16 protein-coding genes are annotated in these 18,974 nt (G+C 60.8%); 8 read left to right on the forward strand and 8 right to left on the reverse strand.

From position 1 onward, the window contains the following. Positions 1-691: 691 nt before the first annotated feature. The 7 genes from QEH57_RS00005 to QEH57_RS00035 all read right to left on the reverse strand — a co-directional run bounded on the left by QEH57_RS00005 (position 692) and on the right by QEH57_RS00035 (position 7,863). Positions 692-2,914 carry a molybdopterin cofactor-binding domain-containing protein gene (locus tag QEH57_RS00005; RefSeq protein ID WP_309004602.1) on the reverse strand — a complete coding sequence of 741 codons (2,223 nt, stop codon included), beginning with the start codon at positions 2,912-2,914 and terminating at the stop codon, positions 692-694. A gap of 29 nt (positions 2,915-2,943) precedes the next feature. Then, a complete protein-coding gene (locus QEH57_RS00010) occupies positions 2,944-3,402 on the reverse strand; it encodes a 2Fe-2S iron-sulfur cluster-binding protein (RefSeq protein WP_309004603.1) in 459 nt (152 codons plus the stop codon). Positions 3,403-3,619: 217 nt separating this feature from the next. Continuing rightward, on the reverse strand, positions 3,620-4,273 hold the full coding sequence (locus QEH57_RS00015) for a TonB family protein (protein ID WP_309004604.1): 654 nt from the start codon (positions 4,271-4,273) through the stop codon (positions 3,620-3,622). A gap of 246 nt (positions 4,274-4,519) precedes the next feature. Then, positions 4,520-5,173 carry an energy transducer TonB gene (locus QEH57_RS00020; RefSeq protein WP_309004605.1) on the reverse strand — a complete coding sequence of 218 codons (654 nt, stop codon included), beginning with the start codon at positions 5,171-5,173 and terminating at the stop codon, positions 4,520-4,522. 38 nt (positions 5,174-5,211) lie between these two features. Next, entirely contained in the window at positions 5,212-5,829 is a 618-nt protein-coding gene (locus tag QEH57_RS00025) for a MotA/TolQ/ExbB proton channel family protein (RefSeq protein WP_309004606.1), read from the reverse strand. A 407-nt stretch (positions 5,830-6,236) separates the two neighbouring features. Continuing rightward, entirely contained in the window at positions 6,237-6,953 is a 717-nt protein-coding gene (locus QEH57_RS00030; protein WP_309004607.1) for a lipid-binding SYLF domain-containing protein, read from the reverse strand. 211 nt (positions 6,954-7,164) lie between these two features. Next, positions 7,165-7,863, reverse strand: a complete 699-nt coding sequence (locus QEH57_RS00035) for a response regulator transcription factor (RefSeq protein WP_309004608.1) — start codon at positions 7,861-7,863, stop codon at positions 7,165-7,167. 302 nt (positions 7,864-8,165) lie between these two features. On the opposite strand from QEH57_RS00035, the gene QEH57_RS00040 reads away from it, so the two are divergent. Beyond that, positions 8,166-9,323 carry a response regulator gene (locus QEH57_RS00040; RefSeq protein WP_309004609.1) on the forward strand — a complete coding sequence of 386 codons (1,158 nt, stop codon included), beginning with the start codon at positions 8,166-8,168 and terminating at the stop codon, positions 9,321-9,323. A 100-nt stretch (positions 9,324-9,423) separates the two neighbouring features. Then, the gene (locus QEH57_RS00045) at positions 9,424-9,699 is read left to right on the forward strand and encodes an SWIB/MDM2 domain-containing protein (RefSeq protein WP_309004610.1); all 276 of its coding nucleotides are present in this window, start codon (positions 9,424-9,426) and stop codon (positions 9,697-9,699) included. A 144-nt stretch (positions 9,700-9,843) separates the two neighbouring features. Here QEH57_RS00045 and mutS read toward each other — a convergent pair whose 3' ends face one another. Then, positions 9,844-12,432, reverse strand: a complete 2,589-nt coding sequence (mutS, locus tag QEH57_RS00050; protein WP_309004611.1) for a DNA mismatch repair protein MutS — start codon at positions 12,430-12,432, stop codon at positions 9,844-9,846. 306 nt (positions 12,433-12,738) lie between these two features. Here mutS and QEH57_RS00055 point away from each other — a divergent pair, with 306 nt between their 5' ends. From QEH57_RS00055 to fabD, 6 genes are all read left to right on the forward strand, one after another. Continuing rightward, positions 12,739-13,056 carry a hypothetical protein gene (locus tag QEH57_RS00055; protein WP_309004612.1) on the forward strand — a complete coding sequence of 106 codons (318 nt, stop codon included), beginning with the start codon at positions 12,739-12,741 and terminating at the stop codon, positions 13,054-13,056. A gap of 142 nt (positions 13,057-13,198) precedes the next feature. Then, positions 13,199-14,800: an agmatine deiminase family protein gene (locus QEH57_RS00060; protein ID WP_309004613.1), complete on the forward strand. Its 1,602-nt coding sequence runs from the start codon at positions 13,199-13,201 to the stop codon at positions 14,798-14,800. A gap of 87 nt (positions 14,801-14,887) precedes the next feature. Next, entirely contained in the window at positions 14,888-15,664 is a 777-nt protein-coding gene (locus QEH57_RS00065; protein ID WP_309004614.1) for an alpha/beta fold hydrolase, read from the forward strand. A gap of 70 nt (positions 15,665-15,734) precedes the next feature. Next, positions 15,735-16,238, forward strand: coding sequence for a M50 family metallopeptidase (locus QEH57_RS00070; RefSeq protein WP_309004615.1), 504 nt, complete (start codon positions 15,735-15,737; stop codon positions 16,236-16,238). A 115-nt stretch (positions 16,239-16,353) separates the two neighbouring features. Next, positions 16,354-17,913, forward strand: coding sequence for a sigma-54 dependent transcriptional regulator (locus tag QEH57_RS00075; protein WP_309004616.1), 1,560 nt, complete (start codon positions 16,354-16,356; stop codon positions 17,911-17,913). A gap of 134 nt (positions 17,914-18,047) precedes the next feature. Next, positions 18,048-18,953, forward strand: coding sequence for an ACP S-malonyltransferase (gene fabD / locus QEH57_RS00080; RefSeq protein WP_309004617.1), 906 nt, complete (start codon positions 18,048-18,050; stop codon positions 18,951-18,953). Positions 18,954-18,974 lie beyond the last annotated feature (21 nt).

The raw sequence follows: 18,974 nt of genomic DNA on the forward strand, positions 1-18,974 counted from the left end.
AGCGGTCCTGGGCCTCCTCGCTTTCGGCTTTGGGGGAGAAGGCGAATCGCTTCTGCTCTGCGCAAGTTGAACATAACGTTGTGTTTGTTTTGCGCAGGTGGGGGGCGACTTGGCTCTGGATGGGTAGGGTCCGACCGCCGGGCGGACCGGGGTGCGGGATCTGTCGTCCGCGGCTCGCCGGGCCGTCGAGCCCTACCGGGGAATCGGGTAGCTGCAGTTGAGGTTGTTAGCACCGCTCTTCTCCCTCGCAGCTGTGTTCGAATTCGATGGTGACCCGACTCGCGGGACGATGGGATGAACTTACTAGCGCCGGTGGTCTACGCGAGACGTTGAGAGGAAGGTTTGCGTGCTTGGCAAAACGGTCCTGGGCCTCCTCGTTTTCGGCTTTGGGGGAGAAGGCGAATCGTTTCTGTTCTGCGCAAGTTAAACATAACGTTGTGTTTGTTTTGCGCAGGGGGCGACTTGGCTTTGGATGGGTAGGGTCCGACCGCCGGGCGGACTGGGTTGCGGGATCTGCCGTCTGCGGCTCGCCGGGCCGTCGAGCCCTACCAGCGAAATTGGGTAGCTGCAGTTGTGTTTGCTGGCTCGGCTCTTCTGGCTAGCGGGTTTGTTTGGAATCGATTGTGATGCGAGCGGGTGTGGGGGACGGAATGTGCTTACGAGTGCAGAAGGGCCGCCCAAGGCTTTTCGGCTAGGTCCAGGTGAGGTCGGTTTTGCTGAAGGGCATGCTGCGGATGCGTTTGCCGGTGGCTGCGTAGATGGCGTTGGCGATGGCGGGGGCGGCTGGAGGGAAGGCGGGCTCGCCAAGGCCGGTAGGGGGATTGTCGCTTTGGTCGAAGTGGACTTCGATCTGGGGCGACTGGGCGATGCGGAGCATGGGGTTGTCGTCGAAGTTGGTCTGGCGTACGCGCCCGCCTTCGATGGTCACCTCTTGTTGCCAGGCGGCGCTGAGGGCGTCGATGAGGGAGCCTTGCACTTGGTTTTCGGCGCCGGAGAGGTTGACGATGGGGCCGACGTCGACGCCGGCGACGAGCTTGTCGACGCTCAGGGAGCCATTAGGGGCGACGGTGACTTCGGCTACCACGGCCACGTAGCCGCGGTGGCTGAAGTGGAAGGCGATGCCTTGGCCGCGCCCTTTGGGAAGCTTTTTGCCCCAGCTCGCTTTCTCGGCGGCGAGTTGGAGGACGTTTTTCATGCGTCCGGAGTCGTAGTCGGGGCCGCGTTTGCCGGCGGGCGCAACTTGGCGGTCGGGACCGAGCAGCTCGAGGCGGAATTGCAGGGGATCGCGTTGGGCCTGGTGGGCGAGCTCGTCGATGAAGCCTTGGGTGGCGAAGGCGATGGCGCAGCTGCCGGGGGCCCGCCACCAGCCCATGGGGACGTTGGTAGAGAGAATCGTTTGGCTTAGGCGGGCGTTTTCCACGAAGCGGATGGGAAACTCGTCGCTGGAGATGCCAGCGCCGCGACCGGTTTTTTCGGTGGAGTCGAGGCCGAAGGTGACGAAGTGGTCGGACCAGGCGGATATCTTTCCTTGGGCGTCGACCGCGCCTTTGAAGTGGTGCCAGCCGGCGGCGCGATAGTAGTCGTGCTGCATGTCTTGCTCGCGGGTCCAGGTGACTTTGACGGGGGTGCCTTCGAGCTTGTGGGCGATGGCGGCGGCTTCGCAGATGAAGTCGGACATGAGGCGGCGGCCGAATCCTCCGCCGATGCGCGTGATGTCGATCTTGACCTTGTCGTCCTCGAGCTGGAAGAGCTCTTTGACGAGTCCGTGGCCGTTGATGGCGTTTTGGGTGGGGCTCCAGATTTGCATGACGCCGTCTTGATAGAGGGCGGTGGTGTTCTGGGGCTCGAGGTTGGTGTGGGAGAGGAAGGGGTATTCGTAGGTGGCTTCTAGAACTTGCTCGGCGGAGGCGAGGGCGCCTTCCACGTCGCCGTCGGAGCGGAGCTCCTGGCCGGGCTCGCGGGCGAGCTGGCTGGCTTGTTCTTGGTAGAGCAAGGAGTTGTGCTGGGAGGCGTTGTCGTCTTGCCAGAGCACTTGCAGGCTCTGCTGCGCTTTGAAGGTGGTCCAGGTGTCGCGGGCGACGATGGCGACGCCGGGTCGGAGGCCGAAAGCGTCGTCGGTCCCTTCCACGATGAAGGCATCGACGATGCCGCTCATTCGTTTGATCGTATCCAGATTTGCGCTACGGGGCTTGCCTCCGAATACGGGGCAGCGGACGAAACAGGCGTGGAGCAGCCCCTCGCGTTGCTGGTCGATGCCGAAGAGGGGCTGGCCGGTGACGATGGCTCGGTTGTCGACGCCGGTGATGCGGCGTCCGAGCAGCTTGAAGGTTTTGGGATCCTTGAGGGTGACGGAATCGGGATCGGGGACTTCCAGTTGGGCGGCGATGTCGACGAGGTCCTTGTAGGCCAGCTTCTTCTGGGAGGCGCTGTGCTTGACGTAGCCTTGATCGGCTTGGCATTGGGCGACGGGTACGCCCCACTTTTGGGCGGCCGCTTGTTCGAGTAGGGTGCGGCCGACGGCTCCGACTTTGCGGAAGTCCATGTAGTGGCCGGGGGTGGCTCCGCTGCCTCCGGCTCCTTGCCAGCCTTTGAGGCCGAGCACCAGGCCGGCCTGCTCGACGGTGACGTTCTGCCAGGGGACCTCGAGCTCTTCGGCGATGATCATGGGGAGGGAGGTCTTGATGCCCTGGCCGATTTCGGGGTTCTTGGAGATGATGGTTACCAGTCCGTCGCTGGCGATTTTGATGTAGAAATTGGGGGCGAAGATGCTGGAGCCTTTGGTGGCGGCTGCGGCTTTGGTGGACGGAAAGAGGGCGCTGAGGAGGAGGCCTCCGCCGGCGATGGCGCTGGCTTTGACGAAGTCGCGTCGGGCGATGGCGGCGGGGTGGCGGGTGTCGGTGGGGGAAAGGTTCATGGGGAGAGTGGGTGCAGTGGGTTGGGGAATCAGGCTTTGGCGGCGGTGTGGATGGCTTGCCGGATGCGGGTGTAGGTGGCGCAGCGGCAGAGGTTGCCGGACATGGCGGCGTCGATGTCCGAGTCGCTGGGCTTGCTGTTGCTGGCGAGCAGGGCGGTCGCGGTCATGATTTGGCCGGCTTGGCAGTAGCCGCACTGGGGGACGTCGTGCTCGATCCAGGCTTCCTGCAGCGGAGTGAGTTTTTCGTTTCGGGCGAGTCCCTCGATAGTGGTGATCTTTCCGGAGGCGGCGGCGCCGACGGGTAGCTGGCAGGAACGCACGGCGGCGCCGTTCAGGTGGACGGTACAGGCTCCGCAAAGGCCTTTTCCGCAGCCGTATTTCGTTCCGACGAGACCGAGGTGGTCGCGTAGGACCCAAAGGAGCGGGGTGTCGTCGGAGACGTCGACGGTGCGGTTTTGTCCGTTGATGTGGAGGGTGTGTTGGCTCATGGGGAAGGCGATTGGGGTTGAGAGAAAGCTGATGGCTTCGTGGGTACGCTTCAACTACGCTTAGCTGCCTTTTCTGATTTTGCAGTATCGGAATTGATTTTTGGTTTGGGTTTTAGGGGTCAAAGGGGAGGGGCGGCGGCTGTTTGCATGGGACGCGACAGAGGCCGTCTCGGATGTGAGACGGCCTCTGTGGTGTAACTGACTTGTTCTTAGTGCCCTATGGCTTGAAGTTTACGGGGAGACGGACGAGGGTGCGGACGTCCTTACCGCCTTTGCGGCCGGGTTGCCACTTGGACTTGAGCACGGCCTCGAGAGCGGCTTGCTCGAATTCGCGATGGCTCGACTTGACGATGCGGGGGCGAAGAACGCGGCCGTTTTCGTCGATGACGAATTCGACGGTTACTTGACCCGCAGTCTTGGAGTGCTGCATGGAGTAGGGGTAGAGCGGCTTGGTCGCGACCAGGGCCCGCGGTTGCTGGTCCAGCTCGCTGGGGAGGAAGTTGACGATGCCGGTCGCCCTGTCGTCGAGAAAGGTCCGGCCGGAATCGACGGCGACGCCTACCCCGTTGTCGCTGGGGTCGAGCAGCAGGGCCATTTGGTCGAGAGTGATGGGAGGCGGAGGTACCTCGAGCTCTTCCACTTTGAGGGGGGGCTTTTCGACGATCGGTTCAGGAGGTTCTACGATAAGAGGATCGGGGAGGTCGATGGGAACGTCTGGCGCGGGGACGAGCTCTACCTTTTTGAAGGGGTTCGGGATCTCCATCAGGATGGGAAGGAGGGCGAAGATGGCGGTGACGCCGAGGGCTCCGAGAGCGAGGGCCTTGAGGTTGGATGCGAGGGGGATGCGTACTTGGGTGTATATGTGACTCATGCTTTTTCCTGGGGTTGAGGTGATTGTCGAGTTGTGTACTACGAATGTAGGAATAAATGCGGAAAAGTAAAGACTACGGATGTAGGATTTGGGTCGAATTCCTGGAAAAAGCGGATCTCGGGGCGGGCTTGGGATCTCGGCACCTGCAGTTTTGGCGGGCCGGTGAGTTGGGAAGGGGGCGACGGACGCACAAAAAAAGCGATCGCTGGGAAGCGATCGCTTTTCGTGAAAGTGTTTGTTCGAGTTCTAGGGGGAGAAGTCGATAGGGATGCGAACCTTACAGGCAACCGGCTTGCCGTCTTTGGCGGCAGGGTTCCAGGTGGAGCGTTGCACGCACTGGATGGCGGGTTCTTCGAACTCGCGGTGGGTGGACTTAGTGGCGCGGACGCGGTGTACCTTGCCTTCGGCGTCGAGGACGAACTCTACGATGACGCGACCCTTGGTCTTGGATTGCTGCATGGAGTAGGGGTAGAGCGGCGTGGACATGACCAAGGCGCTAGGCTTCTTGTCAACGTCGGCGAGGGAGAAGATCTGCATGCCGGCCAGCGCGTCGATGCCGGTATTGAAGTCGCCGAATCCGAAGTCGCCGACGGCGTCGCCGGAACCAGGATTGAGGGCCATTTCCAGCTGAGCGAGGGTCATGGGCGGAGGTGGCTCTTCCATCTCGGGCTCGTCGATCTCCTTTTCCTCTTCGGGGGGAGGCGGTTCTTCCTCGGGGGGAGGAGGCGGAGGCTGGACGGAGGCGTCTTCGGTGGCGACTTGCACGCCAGGGTTGGCGAACTTGCCGAGGTACTGCATGAAGGGGAGTACGGCGAAGACGGCTACGGTGAAAAGGACAGCCAAGGCGCCATTGGAGAAGGCGTTTCCTTGCTGGTTCGAAGGTGTGTAATTAGAGCTCATTGCGTCTTAAGGTTCGTGTTTCGTTTAGCTTGAGGCGCTTAGGCTTTGTTGGAGAGTCCGGCGAAGTGCTGGAGCGAGATGCTCTCGAGGCGGACGAGGAAGCTTTCGTAGTCGAGAACCTTTTGCTTGAGGAAGTAGACGAAGATGTAGCCGGGGATGGCGAGGCAGAGGCCCATCTGGGTGGTGATGAGGGCGACCTGGATACCGCCGGCCACGATGGAGGTGGTGCTTTCCGATCCGCCGAGGGCGATACCGTAGAAGGTGGTCAACATGCCGAGTACGGTACCGAGAAGTCCGAGCAGCGGGGCGGTGTTGATCATGATCTGCAGGAAGGTGATGTTCTGCTGGAGGCGTGGGATCTCGGCGGTGCGGATTTCCGAGAAGCGGTCCTGGATGTCTTCGACGGAAGAAACGCCGTCCTGGGAGTAGCGGATGATTTCGCCCACGGTGCCTTGCGCCTTGGAGCTGTCGCGTACCCACTCTTCGCAGGTGGCGATGGAGGTCTTCTTGTGGTTTCCTCGGAAGAAGAAGAGCAGCAGTCGCGCTCCGACGTAGAAAGCGACGAGCCCTAGCAAGAAGAGCGGAATCATGATCCAGCCGCCTGAAACGATGATGTTCCAAGCGTCAATTAGCGTAGCTGCGAATGAAGTGTCCATTGAGGTATCTAAAATTGACGTAAGGGGCGAGTCGGCTCCGCTCCGTTGCGAGCTCGATGGGATCGGGCTTGGGTGGGTGGGGAGTGGGGAACTTCGCTACTTTTCGGGTGTTGGTTGAAATGGTGTTGTGAAAATGAGTCAAGCGTATCCCTGAACTTTGATCTGAGGGTGGGCGAACGCTTACGGCAAGGGGGTGTAGGGGGTCCGAGACGTGTGACAGGAAGCGTCGAAATCTGTTTCCTACATTTGTACGTCAAAGCATTTTCAGATAAAAATCAAGGCTCAGTATGCGCAGGGGCGAACTTCTGCGCGGAGAGCAGGCGCCGGAAGGATGTTTCGGGCGTGGGAAGAAAGGGGGAATTGCGGAGCTTCCCGAGCTCCGGCAGCTTCCTGAAGAGGGGAGCGGGCTAGAATTCGTCGGAGGAGCCGGACTCGATCTCGCCGAGGAGCTTCAAGGTCCGTTCGAAGAAAAAAGGACTTTCCAGGGAATCGCTGGCGAGGATTTCCGAAATTTCGAGGCGGCGCTGGTAGCTGACTTCGTTGGACCGGCGGTCGGGCAGGAGGACTCCGCCTTCGAAGGTGGCTCCCGCGTAGTAGCCTTCGTTGACGGTGTAGGCGAAGATGTCGGCGACGTCGCTCATATTGGACTCGTAGTTCGCGCCGGTGGGGCCGCGGGTCACGGTGGCGTCGACGCCGATCTTGAATTTAGCCTTGTTGAGCATCTTGAGCCCGTCGTCGTTCATAATGATAAGGACGACGTTGAGCTTTTGGGCGCCGAGCTGCAGGCCGCCGCTGATCTCGCCGGTCTTGATCCAGGCCGGGGGGCTCCAGCTGCCGTCTGGCGTGCGGCGCAGGGCGACGCCGAATCCGCCTTTCGCTCCGAAGATGACGCCGGCTTCGTATTGCTTCAGGATGATGAGTCCCTTGGCCTTTTGCATGACCGCTGGCGGAATCATGGAGGTCTCCTTGGACTGGATGTCGACGAGGGAGTTGGCCAGCTTTTCGCTGCGGCGCACGAGGCGGCTGGTATCCTTGTCCAGCTCTTCTTCGGCCTGGAGCAAACAGCCGAGGAGCAGGGCGGCGAGGAGCAGGTAAAGGTTACGAAGTGCGTGGCGTGGAGTCATTAGGTGGTGGGATATCGGCAGGCAGAGGCTGCCGCTTTACTTAGTCTGCTACTTGGATTCGCCCCGCAAGCTTTGTTTGGGAGCTGCGGGTGGGGGCGGCAGCTTGGGGGAGCGGCGCCGTCCTGTTTTTTATGCCGCCGAGCGGAGACGGGAAAACCCGCCTCGCAGGCGCGGGACGGGTTCTCGAGTGGGGTAGGGAATGGAAAGGGGCTTAGCTGGGCATCGTGTAGGCGGCGGGCTTGCTTTGCCCAGGCAGTTCGATGATGCCGATCTCGAAGGCGCAGCGGGTGAGCTCCACGGCGCTGCGGGCGTCGAGCTTCTTCATGAGGTTGGCGCGGTGGGCCTCGATGGTCTTGACGCTCACTTCCAGCATTTCGGCGATTTGCTTGGTGCTGAAGCCCTCCGCTACGGCTTGAAGGACTTCGCGCTCGCGGTTGGAGAGGCGATTCTTCTTCTTGGAGACGGAGCTGCCTACGAGGTGGGACTCGCGCAGGAGGCTGGCGCAGACGGGGCAGAGGTAGCCGCTGCCGCTCTTGATTTCGCGCAGGCCTTCCTTGAGCTTGGAGGCGGCGGAGGATTTGGAGACGATGCCGTGGCAGCCGAGCTCCAGGAGCTCGCGGATGGAGTCGGGAGCGAAATGCGAGGAGATCGCGATGAAGCGCGTGTTGGGGTGCTTCGGGCCGTATTGGCGGAGGATTTCGATGCCGTTGAGTCCGGGAAGGTACATCTCGAACATGACGATGTCGGGCTTTTCCTCTTCGCATAGGGCGAGGCCTTGGCGGCCTTCGCTTGCTTCGCCTACGACCATGATGCCGGGGACAGTGGTTGCTAGGGATGAAAGGAGGTCTCTCAGCAGGAGCTGATCCTCCAAAACGACCATGCGACTTGTCTGGTTGGTTGGTTGAGTCATGGTAGTGAGGGTTGGTTGGTTTGACAGGTTCGCTCCAATTGCGGAATGGCGACGTCTTGCGACCCGCCAGGTAGGCTAGTATTCCGTGCTGCAGACTCAGTGACAGCCCCGAGGGGTATCCGCCATTCAGTTTGCGGGTAATTGAGGCTTTGCGCTAAGGTAACGCTGCTTGGATCCCAAGAATTGTCAAAGGGCTTTAACATTTTTTTTAAAAATGGAGAATTTGCGAGTCTTTTGCTAAAAATGCGGGCCGGGTCGAAAATTGCGGATTTTCCGGCAAGATTGTGGTTTCCCTTTTTCGAATGAGTGAACCCACACGCAAGGACTCGGCGGGCCCGCTGCCTGAACTTCCCGCAGATTGGCGATTGTTGTTGATCGACAAGGGGATGAAGCTGCTTGCATTTGCTGGTTTGCCGGGGCTGGCGGGCGCGAAGCCGGCGCGTGGCTTGGATCTGGCGGACTATTTGGCGGATGAAGGCTTGGACTTGGCGGAGGTGGGCGAGCTGCTGGTTTGCCTGGAGGACATGCCGGCGGACTGCGAGTTGCGTCTGCGTTTGGGGAATCCCAGCTTGAGCGTGGTCGCTCGAGGTTTTGCGGATTCCAACGGGGTGAGCTGCGTGGTGCTGCGTCCGCGGGCGGACGAGGAAGCGGAGCGCGCCTTGCCGGCGGCGTGGGCGTGGGCTTCCTGGACGATCCGTTCCTTGGGTCTTAGAGTGGGCAATCCGGCGGAGGCACCGGTTCATATTTTAGTGGTAGACCAGAATCCGGAGGTGGTGGCCTACTGCCGCACGCTGTCGCGCAAGTTGGGCTGCCGCTCGACGGGAGCCGGGTCCGGAGGCGAGGCCTTGGCTCGGATCAAGGCTCGCGCTTACGATTTGGTCATCGTGGACAGCATGATTCCAGGCATGGGGGCGAGCGCCTTGGCCTCCATCATCAGCGAGCGCAGCAAGAAGGACTGGGGGCGGTCGCCGTTGTGGGCGGTAATGTCGCCCCACGAGCGCTTCGAGAGCGACGCCTCGGCCCACGTTCTGGAGAAGCCGCTGGCCATGAGCGACTTGAAGGGGGCGGTCAAGCTGGCCCGGGATTTTCGCATCCAAGCTTTGGCGGCCACCCAGGAAGGCGAGGAGCTGGCGGTTCTGAACCTGGACATTTGGCAGGAGGACCAGGCGTTGTTGAAGCGTTTGACGAAAGCCTTGGTGGCGCAGGGCATGGAGTTGAGGCTGCGTCTGAGCGAAAATCCGAGCTATCCCGATAGCGTCGATTTCATGAAGGACCTCACTTCGCTCAAGAACGGCTGCGATATCTTGCATGCGTACCGTTTGGCGGAGGCCTGCAAGGACTTGCTGGATGTGAGCCAAGATGCCCAGTCGCGGCGCATGTTGGCTCGGCTGGACCGTTTACTTGTCGAGATTGAGGGATTTCGTCTATACGCGGCTGGGCGAGGTCTCCTACGTGATTAAGATTGATTTTCAGCAGGCTTGATTTGATCCGCTAAAATAGGCCGCCGAGCGGTTTATTTAAGTTGATTTGGCGGGGGGCAGTCGTATCCAAGAGAACCTTATGGCAAAATCTTCTTCTTCAAAACCAGCCAACGCGGCTTTCATGAAACCTGTTACTCCTGATGCTGCTCTTGCTGCAGTTGTCGGTGCTGACCCACTTCCACGTACCGAGCTCACCAAGAAGCTTTGGGATTACATCAAGTCTAACAATCTCCAGAACCCAGAAAACAAGCGCGAAATCATCGCTGACGCAGCCCTCAAGAAGGTCTTCGACGGACGCGACAAGGTTACGATGTTCGAAATGACCAAGCTTGTTTCTGGCCACGTAGTTAAGTAAGACACCCCCCCTACAAATTTTCAGGAGAAGCCCGCAGCCTAATGGTTGCGGGCTTTTTCGTGGCGGCAGGGACTGGCTTGCGGGATCTGTCGGCTGTGGGGCACCGGGCCGTCGAGCCCCACCACCGCGCGCTCGCCACATTAATTAAAAGAGGCCGAGTTGGTTTTTGTCGGTCTCGACCTTGATCTTCTTGCGAGGCTTCGCCACGGGGACGGGCGTGGGGCTGGAAACGGTGACGCTGGAGTCGTCGGACTCGAGCTTTTCCAGGATCTCCTTGGCGCGGTCGATGACGGGTGTGGGGAGGCCGGCGAGGCGGGCTACTTGAATCCCGTAGGATCGGTCGGCGGCGCCTTTGACGACTTGGCGGACGAAGACGATGTCGTCGTTCCACTCCTTGACGGCGACGCTGTAGTTTTCGAGGCGGCCGAGGTGCTTGTCGAGCTGGGTGAGCTCTTGGTAGTGGGTGGCGAAAAGGGTTTTGGGACCGGTTTGGGGATCGCGGTGAAGGTGCTCGATGACGGACCAGGCGATGGAGAGGCCGTCGTAGGTGGAGGTGCCGCGCCCGATCTCGTCGAGGATGATGAGGGAGTTTTCGGTGGCGTTGTTGAGGATGTTGGCGGTCTCGTTCATCTCGACCATGAAGGTGGAGTTGCCGCGGGCAAGGTCGTCGCTGGCTCCGACGCGGGAAAAGATGCGGTCGACGAGGCCGATCTTGGCGGAGGTGGCCGGCACCCAGCAGCCGACTTGGGCCATGAGGGTGATGAGGGCGACCTGGCGGATAAAGGTCGACTTACCGGCCATGTTGGGACCGGTGATAAGGTGTATTTGGTTTTCGGATGCGGAGATGCCGATGTCGTTGGGAACGAAGGCGTGGCTGCCGGCGAGGCCTTGGGTGTCCTTGCGGAGCATTTGTTCGACGACGGGGTGGCGGCCTTGGTTGATTTCGAGCAGGTCGCTGTCGTTGAGCTCTGGCTTGCAGTAGTCCCAGCGGCGAGCGATTTCGGCCCAGCCGCAGAAAACGTCGAGCTCGGCGAGAGCTTCGGCGGTTTGGGTGAGGGCGGCGCTTTCTTCGAGCACGGCTTCGATGAGGCCGAGGAAGAGCTCCTCTTCGCGACGCTTGGAATTCTCTTCGGCGTGGAAGATTTCCTTTTCCTTGGCCTTGAGGTCTTCGGTGATGAAGCGTTCGGCGTTTACGGTGGTCTGCTTGCGTATGTAGTTTTCGGGTACGAGGGAGAGGTTGGACTTGGTGACTTCGATGAAGTAGCCGAAGGCCCCGTTGTACTTGACCTTGAGGTTCTTGATGCCGGTGCGGGCTCGCTCGTCCGCTTCGAGGTCGGCCAGCCAGACTTTGTTGTCGGTGGTCAGGGAGAGCATGCGGTCCAGCTCGGGGTCGTAGCCGGTGGCGATGTAGCCGCCGTCGTCGAGCTTGCTGGGGAGCTCTTCCTTGAGGGCGCGGTCGAGCAGTTCGGCGAGGGCGGGGAGCTCGTGGAGGCGGTTGGTCAGGTCGTCGAGCGGGGATGCGGCGGGGGAGTCCGGCGAGGTGGAGGACGCGACCTCTTGGATGTTGGCCTTGAGTTCGGGAATTTGCAGCAGGGTGTCGCGCACGCCGCCGAGCTCGCGCGGATTGCGGAGGCGGTTTTGCATGCGCGAGAGGATGCGCTTGATGTCGCGGACGGACTTGAGGGTGCTTTGCAACTCGGCGGCGGCCATAGGGTTGCGGTAGAATTGCTCGACGGAGTCGAGGCGGCGTTGCAGCTCGGGAATGTCTCTTTCGGGAGCGATGAGCCATTGCTCGAGGAGGCGGGCTCCGGCGGCGGTTTTGCAGCCGTTGATAGCTTCGATGAGGGAGCCTTCGCGCAGGCCGCGAGTAGACTTGAAGATCTCCAAGTTGCGCAGGGTGGCGGGGTCTATGAGGAGGGATGCCTTGGCGCTGTATTCACGGATGGAGGACAGGTTCTTTGGCTCGGAGCGGAGGGTTTCGCGAGCGTAGTGGAGCAGGGCGCCGGCGCAGCCGAGGGCGTCGTGGGTCTTTTCGATGCCGAATCCTTCGAGGTTGATGACGCCCAGCGTTTCCATGACGGCTTGGGCCCCGGAGTCGCAGTCGAACTGGAAGCCCGGTTGCTCGGAGGTGGAACGGGAGTTGGCGAAGTGTATCAGCTCCTCGAATACCGGATTGTTGTGCGACTGCTTTTGCCAAGACTCTTGGGTGCCTTCCATGAGGAGGAGTTCGGCGGGGTCGATGGAGACGAGCACCGGCAGGAGGTCGTCCGGCTTGCTGTCGTGGGCGATGCGGAATTCGCCGGTGGAGAGATCGATCCAAGCGAGGGAGAAGCCGGACTTGTCGTACTCGATGGCGGCCAGGTAGTGGTTGCGTTGGGAGTCGAGCTGGTTGTCCTCGATGGTCGTACCCGGAGTGAGGATACGGGTAAGGGCGCGCTTGACGAGCTTGCCCGCTTGGGGCGTTTCCACTTGCTCGCAGATGGCGACCTTCATGTTGGCGGCGAGGACTTTTCCGATGTACTGCTCGGCGGCGTGGAAGGGGATGCCGGCCATCTTGTAGTCGCTGCGCTTGGTGAGGGTGATGCCGAGGACCTGGGCGCCGATTTCGGCGTCTTCGTGGAACATCTCGTAGAAGTCGCCCAAGCGGAACAGCAGCAGCGTATTGGCCGGGAGGGTCTTGCGAACCTCGTAGTACTGCTGCATCATGGGGGTCATCTTCTTTTCGCGAGGCATGGGAAGGAAAGTGGTGAGTCGTGAGTGGTGAAAAGGGATCGGGCGGCGGCGCGGCAAATAGGACTGCGGCCGCTACCGGTTTGGCAAGGCAGGGAAATTTGGGGGCGGCTTGGGCGAGGTAAAGGGAGAAATTGGGAATCGGCGCTTTGGGGCTGGATTTCCGAGGGACGGAATTGGGGAAGCGATCCAGGCGGGGCGTGGCGAGCACGATTGCAGCTTGCGAAGGGAAGCGTGCATTGCGCAGGGAGAAAGGGGACGCTTCTCCGGGGAGCGGGGCTTGGTACGGTCAATGCATAGGTTTCGTTTATGAATATAGAAGAGAGAAAAAATGAGTCACGGGCTGCGAAGCCTTCGCCGCGTTTCAACCAGGAGCTGGACCCGGACAATGCCACGAGTCCGCAAAGCTTTTCCGAGCGCGAGCAGGAGGGAAAGGAGAAGTTCTATCCGGAGAAGCAAGGGGAGGCGTATCCAGCGAGCTCGTCCGAGGGAAAGGAGCGAGACGAAAAGAAACCGAAACGTCCTGCGGAGAAGCCACTGGACGATGAGGAAAAGATCGACGAGGCGCTGGAAGAATCCTTTCCCGCTAGCGATCCGCCGTCCACCTCCGACCCGAGCCGCCGCTAGGCGGGGCCGTGTGCAGTCTTTTTGCGGGTCCGTCTCGGTTTGCGCTTTTCTTTGGGCCTGAAATTACGCGAGTTGATTGAAGGAAAAATCAGTCTGCTGGTTAGGCAATCGATGCAGTTGATACTCCGTTGCTCTCGCATCCATGAAAAGACTCTTCCCGCTGCGGCCTCTTTGGCGCGGTTCGCACCTTATTTGTTGTCTCGCAGTTTCGGCAAGGGCCGAGGTGACGGATTGGCCTAAGGCCATCGATGCTTTGCACGCGTCGCTGCCTGGATTCTTCGGGATTCAGACGCTTCCGACGAAGCCGTTAGCGGTGAAGCGAGCCATCGCGGAGTGGGAGCCGCTTGAGGCTTTAGCGGTGTGTCTGCCGATCAAGGAGAGCATGGACCATCCTCGCATATTGGCGTACTACTCGAATCTTATTGGCGTTGCCAGCGGTTACGTCGACGTGGTGGTGCTGCATCGCCCTCAGGACGAGAGGTATGTCGATTTGTTTTCCGAGCGTTTGCGGAAGATGGAAGGCGTTCCGGCGCAGCTGGAGCGGGTACGGTTTTTGCAGGTGCAGACGGGTGACTTTTGGGCTCGAGACTTTGGGCCGCTTTTCGCTCTGGGCGAGGATGGACGGCTTTTGTTGCTCGACAATTCGGATCGTCCGCTGATGGAGGAGCGGGAGGCGTGGCAAAAGGTTGCGATGAACGCGGAGGGGACCGATCCGGAGGAAGACGAGCGTGATTTCGAATCGTTAAGCGCTTGGAATCGGCGACGGGAAGTCACTCCGATGTACGTGGCGAAGTTCGTGCGGCAGCGGTACGGAGTGGATTGCGAGGTGGTGCGTCCGCCCTTGCACCTGCAGGGGGGAGATTACCTGACGGACGGGAGCGGGGCGGTGTTCGTCTCGGAGGATACGGTCTTGGGGAACGATGGTCGCCTGACTTACCTGCGCAGCGTTTTTCGGGACTACTACGGGGCGGATCGGGTGCATACGCTGAACGCCTTGCCGGGGATCACGGTGAAGCATTTGGACCAGCTGGTGAAGTTGGTGGCCCCGGACACGTTTTTGGTGGCGGAGCCGTTGGAGTTTAGCGGGCAGGCGAGCTCGGCGCACCTTCGTCGCTTGTCGCAGGAGGTAGGGGAGGTCTTGGCCGCCAACGAAGCTTATTTGCGGAAGCATTTTCCGGCTGCGAAGATCGTCCGGCTGCCGATGTTGCCGCCTGTGCCGGAAGACGCTCCCAACGTGACGCACCGCTTCCGCTCGCAGGTGTTCGCCCGCGTTTGCGAAGAGCTCGGGGTTAGCTACCTGCGATACGTCAAGTTGAGCGAAGGAGATAGCCAGAAGGAATTGGTGGAAAAGAAGGTGCTGGAATATTTGGTGAACCGGTTTCAGCGGAGCATCGATTTCTACGACGACGAGGATTTGAGTTTCCTGACGGAAACTTACTTGGGCGCGGATTTACAGGTGTTGCTGGAGACGAACGTCGATTCGAGCAGCGCCTACCGCACCTATTTGAACAGCGTTTATTTGCGAACCAAGGACGGGCGGGAAGCTTGGCTCTTGCCCCGCTACCTGCCGCAGCGGGGCGAGACGGAGGAGGCGATTTCAGATATTGAGCGGCGGGTTGAGGCTGTCTATCGATCGCTCTTTCCAGAGAGTCGCATTCATTGGATCGAGGCGGATGTGATGTCGGAAATGCTGGGAGCAATCCATTGCACGACCTTTACGATTCCGGCGCTTCCTGCGGAGTAGGTCTTTTGGGGCCTCTCGGCGGGGCGAGCTCGGGATGTTTTTACATTGAGAAATCGATCGGGAGCCCTTGTGAATGCGGGCTTTACGATGGATTTGCACTACAGAGAGTTTGGGGAGGCGGGGAAGCCGGTGATGGTCATCCTGCATGGGCTGCTGGGCTCGTCGCGGAACTGGCAGGCGGCGGGGCAGGCCTTGGCTGCCGAGCACCACGTTTATTGCTTGGACTTGCGCAACCATGGGGAGTCCCCTTGGGAGGAGCCGCATTCCTACGAGGTGATGATGGAGGACGTGATGGCTTGGATGGACGAGAACCTCGACTCTCGGCCGGTTTTGGTGGGGCATTCCATGGGAGGGAAGCTGGCGATGAAGCTGGCTTGCGAGTACCCGAAGGCGATCCGCAAGCTGGTGGTGGTGGATATCCAGCCCCGCTCGTATCCGAATAATCACGACAACGATTTCGCCGGCATGAAGGCGGTGGATATGGATTCCCTCCAGTCCCGCACGGATGCGGAGGCTCAGTTGGAGCCCCATGTCGCGAGCTGGGCGATGCGGAAGTTTTTGCTGACGAATTTGGAGAAGGATCGGGACACGGGCGAATTTCGCTGGATGGTGAACTTGGACGCGATCATCGAGGGGCGCGGGGATATCGAGTCGAGTCCCTTGGAGGAGGGCGACCGCTACGAGGGCGATACCTTGTTCATCATGGGCGGCAAGAGCGGCTATTTCGTGCGCGACGAAGTGCCGCTTTTGCGGGAGCATTTTCCGGCGAGCGCCTTGGAGGTGATCCCGGAGAGCGGGCACAATCCGCATTTCGAGTGCCGGGAACGCTTCGTGGAGATCCTAGGCGCGTTCGTGAGAGGCTGAGCTCGAGCGGGGACGCGGGGTTCTGTTTAGTGTCGCTTGGCGGCAGGGAATGCTTTGGATGGGCTGAGTTATGCTGCTGATGTTGGGAAAGTTCGTTTGTTTGGTGGGCTCCTATTTGGGCGGCTTGGTGGCGGGCGTGTTTTTGCACGAGCTCGGGCATGCCTTTGTGGCCTTGCTGGCGACCCGGCAGCGGGTGGAAGTGGAGATCGGCTCGGCGGGGAAACGGGGGACTTGCAGGCTGGGGCGCTTGTCCTTGGTGGTTCGCTCCGGTGGGCTTCGCTATGGGGCGACGCGCTACGAGCGGGCGGCGGAGTCGCGGGGGACCCAGGCGGCGGTGGCTGCGGGCGGACCGTTGGCGAGCTTGCTGGCCTTGGGCAGTTTTCTGGGGCTGATGGTGACTTCCGTGGTGGGAAGCTGGCTGTGGATCGTGGCCTTGGGTCTGGCGGTGGCGAATTTCCGCATCCTGATCGTGGCGGTCTGGCCGATCGCGTACCGTCCGGAGGGAGAGGGCGGCGAGCTGTGGCTGAGCGATGGCTTGGACCTCTGGCGTTTGCTGACAAAGAAGCGCGATTAGGGTATTTGCGGGGCGAGTTGGGTGGAGGTATGGAAATTGCTGAATCGCGCTTATGGGGTTGCGCTCCATTGGCTCTTTCCCAGAAAACGGTCCTTGAATGCCGAACGATACGACTATGAGCACCATTTTAATCGTCGATGACGACGAAGAGATCCGTTATTCGCTAGGACGCGTCCTAGGCAGTCGCGGTTACCACATCGAAACGGCCGGCAGCGGCGAGGAGGGCATCGAGAAGATCAAGGCAGGCTTGAAGCCGGACCTGATCATGTGCGACGTGCGCATGGGCGGGATTTCGGGCATCGAAACCTTGCAGCACATGCGTTCGGCCAGCTCGAGTTTGCAGATCGTGTTGATGACGGCGTTCGGCACGGCCCAGACGGCGATCGAGGCCATGAAGTTCGGGGCTTACGACTACATCATGAAGCCCTTCGACGTGGACAAGGTGATCGAGATCGCGGAGAAGGCGATCAGCTCGTCGCAGGACATGAAGTCCGCCAATAAGTACGAGAAGAAGGTCAACTACGACGACTACAAGGAAGGCATCGTGGGTAATTCGCCGGCGATGCAGGAAGTTTTTAAGGTGATCGGCCAGGTGGCGGCCAGCGACGCGACGGTTTTGGTCACGGGCGAAAGCGGCACCGGCAAGGAGTTGATCGCGAAATGTATCGTGCAGCACAGCTTGCGTTCCGGCGGCCCATTCGTGGCGGTGAATTGCGCGGCGATTCCGGACAATCTGATCGAGAGCGAGTTGTTCGGCCACGAGAAGGGAAGCTTTACGGGCGCCACCACGCAGCGCATCGGCCGCTTCGAGCAGTGCGATCGCGGCACTATTTTTCTCGACGAGATCGGGGACATGGCTTTGGCGACCCAGACCAAGATTTTGCGCGTCCTGCAGGAGGGCGAAATCCAGCGGGTGGGCAGCACGGAGACCATCAAGGTGGACGTGCGCGTGATCGCGGCCACCAACAAGGATTTGGAGAAGATGGTGGAGGAGAAGGAGTTCCGCGAGGACCTCTACTATCGCCTGAACGTTTTCCGGATCCGCGTGCCGGCCCTGAAGGAGCGCAAGGAGGACATTCCCGATATCGTGGACTTCATGCTGCAGAATTTGGTGAAGGAGCGGAAGGCTCGCGTGACGCGGGTGTCGCCGGATGCCTTGAAGGCGATCGTCTCCTATGCGTGGCCGGGCAATGTGCGCGAGCTGGGCAACGTGGTTTACCGCAGTGCCGTGGTGGCCCAGGGGGATGCGATTTTGCTGAAGGATTTGCCGGATACGATCCGCGGCGCTTCCGGGGAGTCGGCGGCAGCGGTGGCCCCGGCGGCTCCCGTCCCGCCAGCGGAGCCCGTCGCGGCGCCGCTCGCCGCGGAGAAGCCTGCGGGTATATCGGAAAGCGCCGCGGTCGAGTCGACGGCTGCTGCGGCGGAACCGGTTCCGATGCCGGCGCCCGTTCTGCCGGTGGCGGAGGTGATGCCGATCTCGCTGCCAGCGATTTACGACAAGCTTTACCACGAGCTGCGGGAGCGGCAGGAGATGCGGATCCTGACCTTGATCGAGCGTCAGATGATCGAGCGGGCCATCTCGGAAACGGGAGGCAACCAGGCTCGCGCTGCGGAGATCCTGGGGATCACGCGCAACACTTTGAAGAAGCGCTTGGACGAGTACGCTTCGGAATAAGGGGCAACGCTAGGTCGGATCCGTTTCCAAGGCAGGTCGGGCTCGCGGGGTGATGCGAGCCTGCGGCGGGGCGCTGGACTGGCGGTGTTTTTTGGTTGTCAGCTGGGGAGAAATCGATTGCCAAGTTTGCCCTTATGACGACCGCGTTGATGTTTTCCGGACAAGGCGCCCAGAAAGTGGGCATGGGCAAGGACCTCTACGAGAACAGCGAGATTGCTCGCGCTCTCTACGACAAGGCCGACGAGATTCTCGGCTGGAAGATCACCGAGCTTTCCTTTGAGGGGCCGCAGGAGGCTTTGACCGAAACCAAGGTCTGCCAAGTGGCGCTTTTCGTGCACGGCTACGCGGTGTTCGAGATCCTGAAGTCGCAGGGGAAGCTCGACGACGTCAAGGTTGCCATGGGCTTGAGCCTCGGCGAGGTGACGGCCTACACGGCCGCGGGCGTATTCGATTTCGAGACCGGTCTGAAGGTCGTGGCCGAACGGGCTCGCCTGATGCAGGAAGCTTGCGAGGCGACCAATGGTTCCATGGCGGCGGTGATCGGCGTGGAGCGCGAGGTGGTCGCGTCGTTTTGCGAAGAGATGGGCGTGGAAATGGCCAATCTCAATTGCCCGGGCCAGATCGTCATCTCCGGCGAGGCGGCCAAGATCGAGGCTGCGGTGGCGGCCGGCAAGGAGCGCGGCTTTCGCCGCGTGATGCCGCTCGACGTGGCGGGCGCCTACCACAGCCGTCTGATGATGCCGGCTCGCGACGGTTTCGCGGCGTTTTTGGCGGGGATCGAATTCAAGGCTCCGCAGTACACGGTTTTCACCAACACGACCGGCAAGGAAGTATCCGAGCCCAACGACCTGCGCGAGGCCTTGGTCAAGCAAGTGGTTTCCTCGGTGCTTTGGGAGGACTGCATGGTGAACGCGGCCGCGGGCGGAGTGGATCTCTTCTGGGAGCTCGGCGTGGGCGGCGTGCTCAAGGGGCAGGTCAAGCGCACCAACAAGGATTGGGCGAACGCGGCTTTCGAAACTTGGGCTGACTTGCAATCGTAACAGTAAAGCGGGAATCGGAGG

Origin of the sequence: Pelagicoccus sp. SDUM812005 (assembly GCF_031127875.1) — a bacterium.
Classification (GTDB): Bacteria; Verrucomicrobiota; Verrucomicrobiia; order Opitutales; family Opitutaceae; genus Pelagicoccus.

What these genes read in the sequence shown, in the direction of transcription:
- QEH57_RS00005 (WP_309004602.1), bottom strand. Translation starts at nt 2,914, where the DNA reads ATGAACCTTTCCCCCACCGACACCCGCCACCCCGCCGCCATCGCCCGA.
- QEH57_RS00010 (WP_309004603.1), bottom strand. Translation starts at nt 3,402, where the DNA reads ATGAGCCAACACACCCTCCACATCAACGGACAAAACCGCACCGTCGAC.
- QEH57_RS00015 (WP_309004604.1), bottom strand. Translation starts at nt 4,273, where the DNA reads ATGAGTCACATATACACCCAAGTACGCATCCCCCTCGCATCCAACCTC.
- QEH57_RS00020 (WP_309004605.1), bottom strand. Translation starts at nt 5,173, where the DNA reads ATGAGCTCTAATTACACACCTTCGAACCAGCAAGGAAACGCCTTCTCC.
- QEH57_RS00025 (WP_309004606.1), bottom strand. Translation starts at nt 5,829, where the DNA reads ATGGACACTTCATTCGCAGCTACGCTAATTGACGCTTGGAACATCATC.
- QEH57_RS00030 (WP_309004607.1), bottom strand. Translation starts at nt 6,953, where the DNA reads ATGACTCCACGCCACGCACTTCGTAACCTTTACCTGCTCCTCGCCGCC.
- QEH57_RS00035 (WP_309004608.1), bottom strand. Translation starts at nt 7,863, where the DNA reads ATGACTCAACCAACCAACCAGACAAGTCGCATGGTCGTTTTGGAGGAT.
- QEH57_RS00040 (WP_309004609.1), top strand. Translation starts at nt 8,166, where the DNA reads ATGAGTGAACCCACACGCAAGGACTCGGCGGGCCCGCTGCCTGAACTT.
- QEH57_RS00045 (WP_309004610.1), top strand. Translation starts at nt 9,424, where the DNA reads ATGGCAAAATCTTCTTCTTCAAAACCAGCCAACGCGGCTTTCATGAAA.
- mutS (WP_309004611.1), bottom strand. Translation starts at nt 12,432, where the DNA reads ATGCCTCGCGAAAAGAAGATGACCCCCATGATGCAGCAGTACTACGAG.
- QEH57_RS00055 (WP_309004612.1), top strand. Translation starts at nt 12,739, where the DNA reads ATGAATATAGAAGAGAGAAAAAATGAGTCACGGGCTGCGAAGCCTTCG.
- QEH57_RS00060 (WP_309004613.1), top strand. Translation starts at nt 13,199, where the DNA reads ATGAAAAGACTCTTCCCGCTGCGGCCTCTTTGGCGCGGTTCGCACCTT.
- QEH57_RS00065 (WP_309004614.1), top strand. Translation starts at nt 14,888, where the DNA reads ATGGATTTGCACTACAGAGAGTTTGGGGAGGCGGGGAAGCCGGTGATG.
- QEH57_RS00070 (WP_309004615.1), top strand. Translation starts at nt 15,735, where the DNA reads ATGCTGCTGATGTTGGGAAAGTTCGTTTGTTTGGTGGGCTCCTATTTG.
- QEH57_RS00075 (WP_309004616.1), top strand. Translation starts at nt 16,354, where the DNA reads ATGAGCACCATTTTAATCGTCGATGACGACGAAGAGATCCGTTATTCG.
- fabD (WP_309004617.1), top strand. Translation starts at nt 18,048, where the DNA reads ATGACGACCGCGTTGATGTTTTCCGGACAAGGCGCCCAGAAAGTGGGC.